General features: G+C 43.2%; 13 protein-coding genes. 8 read left to right on the plus strand and 5 right to left on the minus strand.

Translation table 11 applies throughout. The features are described 5' to 3' along the window. Positions 1–64: 64 nt before the first annotated feature. A complete protein-coding gene (locus KZC02_RS14850) occupies positions 65–439 on the plus strand; it encodes a DUF3127 domain-containing protein (RefSeq protein ID WP_221394800.1) in 375 nt (124 codons plus the stop codon). Between the two features lie 48 nt (positions 440–487). Next, the gene (gene crcB, locus KZC02_RS14855) at positions 488–856 is read left to right on the plus strand and encodes a fluoride efflux transporter CrcB (protein WP_221394801.1); all 369 of its coding nucleotides are present in this window, start codon (positions 488–490) and stop codon (positions 854–856) included. 14 nt (positions 857–870) lie between these two features. Here crcB and KZC02_RS14860 read toward each other — a convergent pair whose 3' ends face one another. Beyond that, positions 871–1,524, minus strand: a complete 654-nt coding sequence (locus KZC02_RS14860; protein WP_221394802.1) for a helix-turn-helix domain-containing protein — start codon at positions 1,522–1,524, stop codon at positions 871–873. A 179-nt stretch (positions 1,525–1,703) separates the two neighbouring features. After that, positions 1,704–1,925, minus strand: a complete 222-nt coding sequence (locus KZC02_RS14865; RefSeq protein ID WP_013927448.1) for a DUF2795 domain-containing protein — start codon at positions 1,923–1,925, stop codon at positions 1,704–1,706. Between the two features lie 439 nt (positions 1,926–2,364). Here KZC02_RS14865 and KZC02_RS14870 point away from each other — a divergent pair, with 439 nt between their 5' ends. The 5 genes from KZC02_RS14870 (at position 2,365) to KZC02_RS32945 (ending at position 6,700) form a co-directional block, all read left to right on the plus strand. Next, entirely contained in the window at positions 2,365–3,096 is a 732-nt protein-coding gene (locus KZC02_RS14870) for a copper homeostasis protein CutC (RefSeq protein WP_221394803.1), read from the plus strand. Positions 3,097–3,140: 44 nt separating this feature from the next. Continuing rightward, the gene (locus tag KZC02_RS14875; protein ID WP_221394804.1) at positions 3,141–5,624 is read left to right on the plus strand and encodes a penicillin acylase family protein; all 2,484 of its coding nucleotides are present in this window, start codon (positions 3,141–3,143) and stop codon (positions 5,622–5,624) included. Between the two features lie 6 nt (positions 5,625–5,630). Next, positions 5,631–5,966: a hypothetical protein gene (locus tag KZC02_RS14880; RefSeq protein ID WP_221394805.1), complete on the plus strand. Its 336-nt coding sequence runs from the start codon at positions 5,631–5,633 to the stop codon at positions 5,964–5,966. 126 nt (positions 5,967–6,092) lie between these two features. Beyond that, the gene (locus KZC02_RS32940; protein ID WP_310590447.1) at positions 6,093–6,389 is read left to right on the plus strand and encodes an OmpH family outer membrane protein; all 297 of its coding nucleotides are present in this window, start codon (positions 6,093–6,095) and stop codon (positions 6,387–6,389) included. Then, positions 6,386–6,700 carry an OmpH family outer membrane protein gene (locus KZC02_RS32945; RefSeq protein WP_310590448.1) on the plus strand — a complete coding sequence of 105 codons (315 nt, stop codon included), beginning with the start codon at positions 6,386–6,388 and terminating at the stop codon, positions 6,698–6,700. Before KZC02_RS32940 ends, KZC02_RS32945 begins: the two co-directional genes overlap by 4 nt. A gap of 259 nt (positions 6,701–6,959) precedes the next feature. Here the strand turns inward: KZC02_RS32945 and KZC02_RS14890 are convergent, their stop codons facing one another. The 3 genes from KZC02_RS14890 to KZC02_RS14900 all read right to left on the minus strand — a co-directional run bounded on the left by KZC02_RS14890 (position 6,960) and on the right by KZC02_RS14900 (position 10,558). Beyond that, the gene (locus KZC02_RS14890) at positions 6,960–7,712 is read right to left on the minus strand and encodes a succinate dehydrogenase/fumarate reductase iron-sulfur subunit (protein ID WP_221395064.1); all 753 of its coding nucleotides are present in this window, start codon (positions 7,710–7,712) and stop codon (positions 6,960–6,962) included. A 113-nt stretch (positions 7,713–7,825) separates the two neighbouring features. Further along, positions 7,826–9,814 (minus strand): fumarate reductase/succinate dehydrogenase flavoprotein subunit, encoded by a 1,989-nt coding sequence (locus KZC02_RS14895; protein ID WP_221394806.1) that lies wholly within the window; start codon positions 9,812–9,814, stop codon positions 7,826–7,828. A 72-nt stretch (positions 9,815–9,886) separates the two neighbouring features. Beyond that, complete coding sequence (locus tag KZC02_RS14900) at positions 9,887–10,558, minus strand: succinate dehydrogenase cytochrome b subunit (RefSeq protein ID WP_221394807.1); 672 nt, start codon at positions 10,556–10,558, stop codon at positions 9,887–9,889. A 645-nt stretch (positions 10,559–11,203) separates the two neighbouring features. On the opposite strand from KZC02_RS14900, the gene KZC02_RS14905 reads away from it, so the two are divergent. After that, a complete protein-coding gene (locus KZC02_RS14905) occupies positions 11,204–13,726 on the plus strand; it encodes a gliding motility-associated C-terminal domain-containing protein (protein WP_229254347.1) in 2,523 nt (840 codons plus the stop codon). Positions 13,727–13,919 lie beyond the last annotated feature (193 nt).

The raw sequence follows: 13,919 nt of genomic DNA on the forward strand, positions 1-13,919 counted from the left end.
ATCGCAAACCAAAAGACTTACTTTTGAAACCGCATTTTAAAGAAACAAAAAATCAATAAATAATATGGAATTAACAGGAACGGTCATTGCTTTACTTCCTGAGGTAACCGGCCAGGGCAAAAACGGAATGTGGCGTAAGCAGGAATTCATTCTTGAAATCCCTTCCCAGTATCCGAAAAAAGTTTGTATTTCGTTATGGGGAGATAAAATCGATCAGGCTGGATTACAGGTAAACGATTCTGTGACTGCGTCGATTGATGTGGAAAGCCGCGAATACAATTCCCGCTGGTATACCGAAGTAAAAGCATGGAAAGTGGATAAAGCAGGAAGTGCAGGCGCAGGTTCAGCTCCGGCGGCTGGCAATAACAAAGCAGGAAACAGTCCATTGCCGTCAGTAACTACGTTCAGCGAAGACGAATCGGACGATCTGCCGTTTTAATTATTAAACAAGCCATACAGCCAGGCCAATGAAAAAAGCAATTCCGCTATGAATCAGATTATTCTTGTTTTTGTAGGTGGCGGATTAGGTAGCCTTGCACGTTATGGTACTGGTAAAGTTTTCATTAAATGGTCGTCAGTTTTTCCTTTTGGAACACTGACGGCCAATATTTTTGCCTGTCTGATCCTTGGATTCTTTACCGGCTGGGCTGCATTAAAACCAACCGATTCCGTTACAACTTATCGTGCTTTTATAGCAGTGGGCTTTTGTGGTGGATACAGCACTTTTTCTACTTTCACGAATGAGACGATACAACTGATCATCCATAACCGGTTTGCAGATGCATTTATAAATGTAGTGATAAGCGTAATTCTTTGCTTTGGGGCTACTCTTCTGGGAATGTGGATTGGCAAATGATTTCAATCCATTATTTAATTTGACTGATAAGCCAGTGACATTGTAAAACGATCGAGTATTTCGTGGGGGTGAACTTCCAGTATTCGTGCTAATACCATAACTACCAATGTATTGGAAGCCATTTTTCGGGGAATTCCGGCAAATGCAGCAAAAACATCAACGGTTACGGATTTCTTTTCGTCCAGAAGTCTCATTAATTTTTCTTCCTTTTCACCGTAATTGAAACGGATGTCACGTTCTCCGCGTCCGCGCCGCATAATCTCTTTCATCTCACGGCTGGCCTGGATTGACTTATCTTCAACACGAATATAAGCCTGCCTGTTTCCGGTTGAATCAATCACATAATGAGGTTTGTCAATACTTCTGGGAATGGTAATTACCAGTACGTCCCGATCTATAGAAACAGGAATTCGTTCTGAACGAAAATTAATTTTGGGATAAATATAGGTGCTGATGGCCTTCGTGAGCGTATATTCGTCTTCCTCTACGTCTTTGAGCCCCTTGATACTCTTGTCATCTCCGACTCCGATGAACAACTTTCCACCACCGGTATTGGCAAAAGCTACCATTTCCCGGACAATCTTTTCAGGATGATTGGATTTCAGTTTGAATTCCACGTGCTCACCCTCACCTTTTTTTACTAACTCTTTCAGCAATCGAAGTTCCATCAGTAGAATGGATGAATATCTGAATTATGACAAAATCATCTGGATTAATCTTTCTGCCCTTTCTTAGATAACGTTAACAATTTACATTTTTGGATATTATAAAAAAATTTGTCTGCTACTTTTTAATAAAAATCATTGGAAACAAAAAAAACGGCACTTGATAGTGCCGTTCTCTTATTTTAATATTCGTCTTCGTTAAAAAAGAAGTCATCTTTTGTCGGATAATCCGGCCAAATTTCCTCAATGCTTTCATAAGGCTGACCGTCATCTTCAAGTTCTTGTAAGTTTTCAACTACCTCTAACGGAGCGCCTGTTCTGATTGCAAAGTCAATTAGCTCGTCTTTGGTAGCTGGCCAGGGAGCATCTTCAAGATATGACGCAAGTTCGAGTGTCCAGTACATAGTATTTTCGCCTATTAATAGTTACTAACAATTTTTGCAAAAGTAAAAAAATTTGCCTCTTTTAATAGCTTTAAGCGAAAAAAAGAAAAATAATTGTTTTTTGAGGAAAAATATTTTTCTTTTTAATATAAAATATTGACTATCAAATTATTATATTTTATCAATATAAGAAAAAATCCTTTAAGTCACTTGTGATAATTATATTAAATACCTGCTACATTGGAGTTACTTGATTGTAGCAAAAAGAAAATTAATAACAAATTCATTGCATGCCGTAGCCATACCACATTAATTAATAGTACCGTAACCACGTCATGGAAGTTGGTCTAAGCTACTTTAATATCTGCAAACAGGTAGTATCGATGGTACATTATTACGGTCTTCATGGTAATTCACTCCTTGTTTTGTAATTTTCCCAATCATTTAGTACACAATATATATGACTATTGAAGTTTGTGCCTATTCTCTGGAGTCCTGTATCAATGCACAGGCCGGTGGCGCGGGAAGAATTGAATTATGCGGCGGATTAGGTGAAGGCGGAACAACCCCAAGTGCAGGACTTATTGAATTGGTTCGTGAGCACATCCAGATTCAACTTTACGTAATGATAAGGCCACGCGGAGGTGATTTTGTATATGACGTGTTTGAGGAGGAAATCATGAGGAAAGATATTGCTCTTGCAAAAAAACTGGGAGCTGATGGTGTAGTACTTGGTATTCTTCATGCTGACGGACAAGTAAATATTGAGCGGACAAAAGCATTGGTTGATTTCGCATATCCTTTAAAAGTAACATTTCACCGTGCATTTGACCTTACGCCGGATCCTGTAAAAGCGCTCAAAGCTGTCATTGAAACAGGTGCTGAAAGGATATTAACATCAGGCCAGAAACCTTCTGCGATACAGGGAAAAGAACTTTTGGCTAAATTATCAAAAGAAGCCGGCCAGTTAATAGAAATCATGGCAGGAGGCGGAGTAAACCATACCAATGCCGCAGTATTAAAAGAAGCAGGGGTACATGCCTTGCATCTTACTGCAAAAGCATTCCGACCCGGCCGGCAAAAGTTTTTTCCTTCAGATATTTCTATGGCTGGCGAAATACCTGACGAACGTTCCGTACTTTACAGTGACCTTGATCTGATAGAAGCAATTGTTCAGACAGTTTCCGTCTGACGTTTTTTACCAACTGGTCCATTTATCGACATAAAACCTTCTGTATGAAAGTTTTTAAGGCATTTATATCACTTGCTTTCTCTATTAGTTTTGTGTACGTCCTGAACAGATCCTGGGGCCGGATTCCGGCACTTGGTTCCTTTATTAGCCCTTTTGTCGGATTCTGGCAAAACGGAGACAGGCCGGTAGATCCTAAAGAAGAAGTGATCCTAAAACTAGACGGCCTTAAAAATGAGGTTATCATCAGGTTCGATGATACCGGCGTACCGCATATTTTTGCAAAGAATGACTTCGATTTATTTTTTGCGCAGGGTTATATTACAGCAAAGGACAGATTATGGCAAATGGATCTGCAGGTGCGTGCTGCCTCGGGCCGGCTCTCAGAAGTGCTTGGTTCTGCTACCTTAACGTTAGACCAGAAAAGCCGTCGGCTGGGAATGGGTTATGGAGCAGAGGCAAACTTAAAGGTTGCTATGAGCGACAACCGCTCGCGTGAAGTATTGCTTGGTTATTCAGCAGGAGTAAATGCGTATATCAGTCAGCTTACTCCGAAAGCTTTTCCGGTGGAATACAAATTATTGGGATACAGGCCTGAGCCATGGAAACCAATTAATACCATGTATATGCTGGAGCAAATGACTCTTACTCTCGCAGGACGATCTAATGACCTGAATATAACAAATGTCCTGAAAAAATACGGGCAGGAAGTTGTAAACCAATTATTCCCTGATTATCCTATGTTAAGGGAAAGCCCGATCATTCCGGTAGGTACAAAGTGGGATTTCCAGCCATTGCCACTACCAGTTAAAGGTACATTATCACAAGCCAAAGATTCATCTTTAATAAAACTAAAAGGAGTAAGCCAGCCACAATTCCCAGCCAAAAAAATACTAAAATTACCCAAAAGAGATCCTAAAATTGAGGGCTTAGGAAGTAATAACTGGGCAATTTCAGCTGAAAAATCGATTACCGGGTATCCCATCCTGGCCAACGACCCTCATTTGGAATTAACCTTACCTTCGATCTGGTACCAGGTTCAATTGCATTCTCCTGATATGAATGTTTATGGCGTTTCATTACCTGGTATTCCGAGTGTGATTATCGGTTTCAATCAGAACGTAGCCTGGGGCGTAACCAATGTTGATGCAGATGTTTTTGATTTATATAAAATAAAGTTCAGGGATAGTACCAGAGCTTATTACTGGCATGATAACAAATGGAAAGCAACACGTAAACGCGAAGAGCTTATTTATGTAAAAGGCCAGTTGAAACCTATAAAGGAAGAAATTATTTATACGCATCATGGCCCTGTTACTGATGCTGATGACTCAGAAAAAATACCTGATCTGGCTGTGAAATGGATAGGGCATGAAGCCGGAAACAGCTTTCTGACATTTTATGAACTGAATAAGGCCAGAAACTATGAAGATTACCGAAAGGCTTTAAAATACTATGTCGGGCCTGGACAAAACTTTGTTTTTGCTGATAACGGAAAAAATATCGCTATGACTGTCAATGGAAAATTTCCTTTGAAATATAAAGATCAGGGGAAATTTTTGCTGGACGGCTCAAATCCTGATGACGACTGGCATGGCTGGATACCTGCTGAACAAAATCCATATGTAAAGAATCCACCAAGAGGATTTGTCAGTTCAGCTAACCAGTCTTCTACTGATACAACTTATCCGTATTATATCAACTGGATGTTTGCTCAATCAGAAAGAGGCGTTCGTATTAATGAGCGGCTGGCAGCTATGACTAAAGCAAATGCGGATAGTTTGAGAATGTTACAGAATGACAACTTCAGTGTTCTAGGACGTACGATTTTGCCAAAACTATTATCAATCCTTGACTCTGCTTCGCTTAACACCGCTCAAAAAGATGCCGAAACAGCATTATCTGGTTGGAATTATCAGAATAGTCCTGAATCTATCGCAGCATCTATATTCGAAACCTGGATGCCACTACTGCAAAAAGCAATATGGGAAGATGAGTTTAACTCCAATTCCGTCGCATTGGAATTTCCATCCCGTGACCGTACTTTGTTCATGATCTTGTATCAGCCAAATGAAAAATGGTTTGATAATATAAATACAGTTAAAAAAGAAACCCTGCATGATATTGTTGCAGAAAGTTTTAAAGAAACGGTTGATACCATTACTGCAGGCCATGGATTTATGAGCCCGGACTGGCAATGGTCACAGGTAAAAGGCACCGAAATTCGTCATTTAAGCAGAAGACTAAAACCTTTTAACGCTCCATTGCTCAAAACAGGAGGAGGAAGCAGTATTGTCAATGCTATTACAAAAAGGCATGGGCCTTCATGGCGTATGGTCGTACAATTAGGTGCTTCACCAAAAGCTTATGGCATTTATCCGGGCGGGCAATCCGGAAATCCCGGAAGTCCGTATTATCTGAATTTGCTGGAAAAATGGGAAAAAGGCCAGCTGAATGAATTGATTTATCTAACGTTTCCCGACCAGCAGAACCCTCATCTTACATCAAAAATTACGCTTAAAAGCAATTAACAGGACATGAATTTCATTCTTATATTTGTAGTCACTGCCATTTTACAATTTTTTGCACCCTGGTGGACTATCGCACTGGTTCCCTTTTTGGTCAGTTTATGGCAGCCCGCTTCGCCAGTCAGATCTTTTGCAATAAGTTTTGCCTCCATTGCATTGCTATGGTTTACCTACGGATTATATCTTCATATTAATTCAGAAGGTGCTATGTCAAACAAAATTGCTGAAATTTTTTCTTTGCCAAATGGTATACTCCTTCTGCTTGTTACAACTGTTGCAGGTGGTTTGGTGGCAGGTTTTTCTGGTTTGTCCGGTTCCCTGGTACGGCAAACATTTGATAACTAGCCAATAACAAGTCTTGAAATTAATAATACCTACTTTGTACCCACAGCTTCCCGGATATTTATTGTACTTAAACACAAATCATTATCTTTGCGGCTCTTTCAAAAAAAACAATAAAACTTTAAAGACGTGAATAACAATACTTCGTTGATTTGGAACATCGTGCTTACCCTTGCTGTGGCGGTGTTATTCTTTTTGCATTTTTCAGGAAAACCTGAGGCTGGATCGGTAGCAGATGGTGGAGTTGTAGCCGGACGCCGGACAGTTTATGTACAGGTAGATTCCCTTTTGAAAAATTATGATTTTTATAAAGAAACCAAAAAAGAACTTGAAAATAAAAATTTCCAATTGGAAAATGAGCTGAATACAAAAGGAAGATCATTACAAAATGAAGTTGCTTTTTTCAGCAAAAAGCTCAGACAATGACGCCTGAACAAGCTCGTTCCACAGAAGCTCAGCTAATGAAAAAACAGCAGGATCTTGTTGCTTACCGTGATCAGGCTGCTCAGGCATTAGGCCAGGAAGAAGCAGTTAAAAACGAACAGCTTTATAAAAATATCAGGGCGTATATGGAAAAGTACAACAAAGAAAATGGCTACGAATATGTTTTAGGCTATTCTCTGGGTGGTGGAATTCTTTTTGCCAACCCATCTTTGGATGTAACTAAAAAGATCATTGACGGCTTGAATAAAGAACATGCAGGAACTGCAAAACCTGATACTACGAGCAAAAAATAATATTCAGTCAGAATTTATCAGCATTCTGATTCATTGCATATAGAACGAGGTCGCCAATTTGGTGCCTCGTTTTTTTTTGATTTAATGGCTACTATTACTTATCATTAGAAGGTTGGAGGAAACGATCGTGGGACGGCTCGGGCAAGTACAAAAAATTATATATTGTGGCTGAAAATGATTTACAGTTAATTTCTGAAAACAAAAAAAGGCACTGAATGATCAGTACCTTTTCTCAATCTTATAAAGAACTAATATTTTCTTATACAGCAGTCGAAGATATTTTAGCTCCGATATATTCCCGGTTCATACGGGCTATGTTAACCATACTAATTTCTTTCGGACATTCTGCTGAGCAAGCACCAGTGTTGGTACAAGCACCAAATCCTTCGGCATCCATTTGAGCGACCATTTTTTCTGCGCGGATGCTTCTTTCAGCCTGGCCTTGTGGTAATAAAGCCAACTGAGATATTTTGGCAGATACAAAAAGCATAGCCGAAGCATTTTTACAAGCTGCAACACAAGCTCCGCAACCGATACATGCAGCGGCAGAAAACGCATCGTCAGCCGCTTCTTTTGGAATTGGCAAGCTGTTTGCATCCTGTGCATTACCTGTATTAACAGAAACGAATCCACCTGCGGCAATGATCCTGTCAAATGCATCACGGTCTACAACCAGATCCTTGATAACCGGAAAAGCACCTGCACGCCATGGTTCCACAACAATAGTGTCACCATCATTAAACGAACGCATGTGTAATTGACAGGTTGTTACACCTTTCAAAGGTCCGTGCGGACGTCCGTTTATAAACATATCACATGACCCGCAAATCCCTTCGCGGCAGTCATGGTCAAATGCAACTGGTTCTGTTCCTTCTTCGATCAGCTTTTCATTAAGAATGTCGAACATTTCAAGAAAAGACATATCCGGAGAAACAGTATCGAGACTGTAATTTTCAAAACCTCCTTGTGTATTACTATTGCTTTGTCTCCAGACTTTAAGCTTAATATGCATGTTACCTGCACTCATTGTTGTAATAGTTAACGGTTATCAATTAACCTATAATATTATTAAGCCAATGGCCAGCTGCAAACGGTTGATAGCCGAATGCCGACAGCCGGCGGCCATTATTTATAACTTCTTTGGGCAATTTTAATGTTATCGTAAATCAGCTCTTCTTTATGTAATTCCCATTCTTCCTGGGCCTTGTGCTCCCATGCAGAAACAAACATAAAGTTTTCATCGTCACGCAGTGCTTCACCTTCTTCCGTCTGATGCTCCTCACGGAAGTGGCCTCCACAGGATTCCTCACGCGTTAATGCATCAATACACATCAATTCTCCTAATTCTATAAAGTCAGCAACACGGCCGGCTTTATCCAGTTCAGGGTTAAATTCTGTGATATTTCCCATTACTTTCACATCGCTCCAGAACTCTCTACGAAGCGCACGTATTTCAACGATTGCTTCTTTAAGTCCTGTTGCATTTCTTGCCATTCCACATTTATCCCACATAATTTTACCCAGGCGGCGGTGGAACAATTCAGGAGATGTGTTTCCCTGAATTTTAATCAATGTATCGATCCGGTCTTTTACTTCTTTTTCTACCTTAACAAATTCCGGGTGATCCGTTGGAATTTTACCCGTTCCTATTTCTTTCGCCAGATACGATCCGATCGTATAAGGAATTACAAAATATCCATCCGCAAGTCCCTGCATCAATGCAGAGGCACCCAAACGGTTTGCACCATGGTCGGAAAAATTTGCTTCTCCCATGCAATACAAACCAGGAACAGTAGTCATCAGATTGTAATCAACCCAAAGTCCACCCATTGTGTAGTGAACAGCAGGATAAATACGCATAGGCACTTCATAAGGATCTTCTCCTGTGATTTGCTTATACATATCGAAAAGGTTACCGTATTTTTCTTTTACGACTGCTTTTCCCCAAACTGTTATATCTTCTTTTGAAGGATTTGCGATGTTATTTTTATTCGCTTCACCTCTTCCGTACCGCTCAACCGCGGCAGCAAAATCAAGGAAAACAGCAAGCTTCGAAGTTCCAACACCATATCCGGCATCGCATCTCTCTTTTGCCGCACGTGAAGCAATGTCACGGGGAACCAGGTTACCAAATGCAGGATAACGGCGTTCTAAGTAGTAATCCCTTTCGCCTTCTGGAATTTCGTTTCCGGGACGCGTGTCATTTTTCGCTTTTGGCACCCAAATCCGTCCGTCATTACGAAGGGATTCTGACATCAAAGTCAATTTCGACTGGTGCTCTCCTGAAACGGGAATACAAGTCGGGTGAATTTGTGTAAAACATGGGTTACCAAAGAATGCACCACGTTTGTGCGCTTTCCAGGCAGCTGTTACATTGCTACCCATTGCATTTGTTGAAAGATAAAATACGTTTCCATATCCACCAGTACAAAGCAAAACAGCATGGCCGCCATGTCTTTCAATTTCTCCTGTGATCAGGTTTCTTGCGATAATACCGCGGCATTTGCCATCGATATTAACAACATCAAGCATTTCGTGACGGTTGTACATTTTGACTGTACCCATCCCAACCTGACGCTGCAAACCTGAATAAGCTCCAAGTAATAATTGCTGACCTGTTTGTCCAGCCGCATAAAATGTACGCTGAACCTGAGTTCCGCCGAAAGAACGGTTAGAAAGCAGACCACCATATTCACGTGCAAAAGGAACACCGGCAGCAACGCATTGGTCTATGATATTTCCTGAAACTTCGGCAAGACGATGAACATTACCTTCTCTTGCACGGTAGTCACCTCCCTTAATTGTATCATAAAAAAGACGGTAAACAGAGTCACCATCATTCTGGTAATTTTTAGCAGCATTAATACCACCTTGTGCAGCAATCGAGTGTGCGCGACGGGGAGAATCCTGAAAACAGAATGCTTTCACTTTATAACCCAATTCCGCTAAGGTAGCGGCTGCCGAAGCACCGGCAAGTCCGGTTCCAACGACGATTATTTCCAGGTTACGTTTATTAGCAGGGTTTACGAGAGGAACCGAAGATTTGTATTTACTCCATTTAGTTTCAATCGGCCCTACTGGTATTTTGGCATCCAGACGAGATGAAGTTGCCATATATGTTTTTAATATTTAATTAATCGGAAAAAATTAAATTCGAAAATTTAAGCTATAAGCTTAATTGTCATTTTACTTTACCCAGCCGAAATAAATAGAGATAGGCATCAGTGCAAAAAGTACCGGAATAATAATGGAATAAGCTGTTCCGATAAATGAAACAAGGCCATTGTATTTAACGTGATTCCAGCCTAATGTTTGAAATGCACTTTTGAATCCGTGCAAAAGATGCCAGAAAAGTGAAATGCAACCCAATACGTAAATCAAGACGACCAACGGATTCTGGAATATATCAAGCATCATTTGATATAAATTAAGCTCCTCTCCCGTAGCAAACTGATTAGAACGGTTTGGAATCCAGAAGTGAGATGTATGGATGACCAGGAAGATCAGCAATAATGTGCCAAGCAGGCCCATGCTTCTTGAATACCATGTGCTATTGGCCGACGGATTAGTGACCGCATATTTGATAGGTCGTGCGGCACTGTTAGTTTTCCACAACATAAGCCCATCAATAATGTGGATAAGAAATCCCGCAACAAGCCCAATTTCAAGCGTACGGACAATTGGATTTGTACCCATAAAATGTCCCCACTCAGTAAAAGTTTCACCGCCATCATTGTAAAAAATCATGGCATTGATTCCGGCATGAATAATCAGGAAAGTAATCAGAAATAGTCCGGTAAGAGCCATCAGGAGTTTCTTACCAATGGAACTCGTTAACGTTTGTGTAAACCACGACATAGGAAACACGAATGGTTTTAGTGCAAAAAAATAAGGTATATTTAGAACGATTCAAAGGTATAGCACAAACCTATGCGAGACAATAGAACTGTGCCATTTTTATAAATCTGTATATAATTTATAATGATTATTAAGAATCAAAAGCATTTTTGGCCTGCACATTTTCCAAAATCCCAATACCAAATTAGCTGATAAATAAACTCTTAAACGGAATGCCATTGATATACACATTTTTAGCATAATTTTCGTTCAGAATTTAACCAGGTTAATTAAAGCAGGATAAATCTTATGCGCGCTCTTTTACGGTTCCGGATTTTATTAATATTCAGTTTGCTCTCCCTTTATGGATATCAGTCAAACGCGACACATTTTCGTGCAGGTGAAATTACAGCAAGGCGTTTGCCCGGTGCATCTGCAAGTGACCTCACTTATGAGATTAAACTTACCGCATATTTTGACGTAACCCCTGCCGGAATAAACGCAGCAAATGCAGCAAATGATGTTAATTTCTATTTTGGAAGCGAAGGCCCTGTAAATGTAAAAAGGATTCAGAGTTCGGTTGTAAATATCGGAAATAACACTACTATAAATGAGTATATAACTACGCATAGATTTCCATCGGCTGGAAAATTCCAAATTTCAGTAATGATGGAAAACCGGAATGCCAATATCCTGAATTTAAAAAATGGTATTGGAACTGATCAGGTAAATTTCTACGTCCATTCTTCTCTCGAGATCAACGCAAATTTTGGCCTGAACCAGACCCCAGTAATGCTCAACGCACCTATTGACGTTGCCGCTGTTGGCCAGCGCTATATCCATAACCCGGGTGCTTTTGATGCAGACGGTGATAGTTTGTCATACAAAATGTTTGTTCCACAACGAAGTCCGGGAAATGGTCTGGGAATAGATATTCCATACGTTGATCCCAACCAAGTGCGTCCACCCGGTCAAACGGAAGCCGGCGCCAGCCCTGCCACTTTCAGCCTGAACCCTATTACTGGGGACCTGATCTGGGATGCGCCGACGTTAAAAGGATTATATAATGTAGCATTTGCCGTAGAGGAATGGCGTGATGGTGTTCTGATCGGCCAGATCGTGCGCGACATGCAGATCATCGTCGAGGATGCCGACAACAAAAGGCCGGTCCTAGAACCCCTGCCCGACCTGTGTGTCGAGGCCGGCACGCTCATCCGGCAGGCCGTCAAAGCCACCGACAAAGACGGCAACAAGCTCACACTGACCTCCAACGGCGGTATCTATGAAAGCACGCTGGTCAAACCCGCACTGGCCAGCTTTACCGTCGCCAACCAGGGAGCGCTCAGCACCGTCACCGGGCAGCTGCTGTGGCAGACCGGCTGTGACCACATCCGGCTCGAACCCTACGAGGTCCTTTTCAAGGTCGAGGACGGGCCCGCCACCGGCAACCCCGCCTTCTTCCGCAAACTGGCCGATATCACCACCCTGAACATACGCGTCTACGGGCCCAAACCTCTCAACCTCAAAGCCGTGCCCGCCACTGACCCGGCCGGTACTGCTTACAGGCTCACCTGGGACCCCTACAAATGCCAGGTCAGCGGCGCTAAAATTATCATCTACCGCAGTGAAGGCTGCAAGGATATTCCGGAGGATGTCTGCATCACGGGCATCCCCGCCGGCTCGGGCTATACCGAGATCGCACGCGTAGGCGTGGGCGAGCTCACCTACCTGGACAATACAGGGCTGGAAGCAGGCATCTCTTACAGCTACCGGCTCGTGGTCGCTTTCCCTAGGCCCGGTGCCAACCCCAACGAACCCGGCAGCCTGGTCGGCGGCGGACAGAGCGTGGCCTCGGACGAATCCTGCCTGAACCTGCCTACCATCATGCCCGTCATTACCCATGTCACGGTCGATTCCACCGATACGGCCAAAGGCGTCATCACCGTCAGGTGGACTCGCCCCACCTCACTGGCCGGCATACCCGCACAGTACCGGCTCATGAGGGCCACAGGCCAGAACGGGAGCGTTTTTACAGAGGTCATAAAGATCCCCACACAGCTGGACCCCAAAGTAGCCGATACGCTCTATGTGGACAAAAACCTGAACACCACTGCCAATGCCTACCGCTACCAGATCGAATATTATACCACCAGGGCCGGGGCTCTGGCTTTGCAGGACGTCACAGAACCGGCCAGCAGTGTCCGCCTCGAACAGGGTGCCGCAGATCCGGCACGTATCCGCCTGAACTGGTCGGCCATCGTGCCCTGGAGCAACGAACGCACCGTGCACCGTGTCTACCGCGAGGACAAGGCCAGGCCGGGCACTTTCAACCGCATCGACGATGTGCAGGTACAGGCAGGGCAGCCTTTCAATTATACCGACGACGGCACCGACAGGTTTGCAGCCGACGGCATTGTCAATGTCACCATTTCCAAAGAGCTCACCTATTGCTATAAAGTAGAGACCGTGGGCTCCTACAACAACCGGCAGATCAAGCCCGATACCCTGCTGAACTTCTCGCAGATCATCTGTGTGTCGGCCTCCGATACGACCAAGCCCTGCCCCCCCGTGCTCAGCATTGACCCGCTCGACTGTGCCGCGCTCAATGCCGCACCGGAGACGTTCTGTGACCAGGCCACCTTTACCAACCAGCTCACATGGACCTACCCGCAGCTGCCCTGTGACCAGAACCTGACGGCCTACAAAATCTATTATGCACGCTATGAAGGAGACCCGCTCACACTGGCAGGTACCGTCACTGCACCGCCCATACCGCTGGCCACTTCCTTTGCCCATGAAGGCCTGAGCTCATTTGCGGGCTGTTACTACGTGACGGCCGTCAACGGCTTCGGCACCGAAAGCGCCCCCAGCAACACCGTCTGCAAGGACAACTGTCCCATGTATGTGCTGCCCAATGTGTTCACCCCCAACGGGGACCGCAAAAACGACGTGTTCCGCCCTTTTGACTGCCCCGCTTTTGTGCAGTCGCTCACTTTCAGGGTCTTCAACCGCTGGGGAGCACAGGTCTATGACACCAAAGATGTCAGCATCAACTGGGACGGCAAAAACAAGTCCGGCAAGGAGCTCTCCGCAGGGCAATACTACTATGAGGCCGTCATCTACTTTGAATCCGCCAGCAAAGATGCCAAGCCCACCACCCTCAAAGGGTGGGTACAGCTCATGAGGTGACCCGCTTTTTTCTTTCACTTTCTATCAGTTCCTTTGTAGCCCCGGTAATAAAATTCCTGGGGCTACTGTATTTTATATATCATGATTAAAGCAAATAAAACGTTGATTATCAAGTAAAAATAATCTGGCTACTAGCGCTATTTTTATTTGTGATTTGCGATTTGTCCATGTTCCGCGTTAATAATACTATAAT

Origin of the sequence: Dyadobacter sp. NIV53, from assembly GCF_019711195.1 — a bacterium.
Taxonomy (GTDB): domain Bacteria; phylum Bacteroidota; class Bacteroidia; order Cytophagales; family Spirosomataceae; genus Dyadobacter.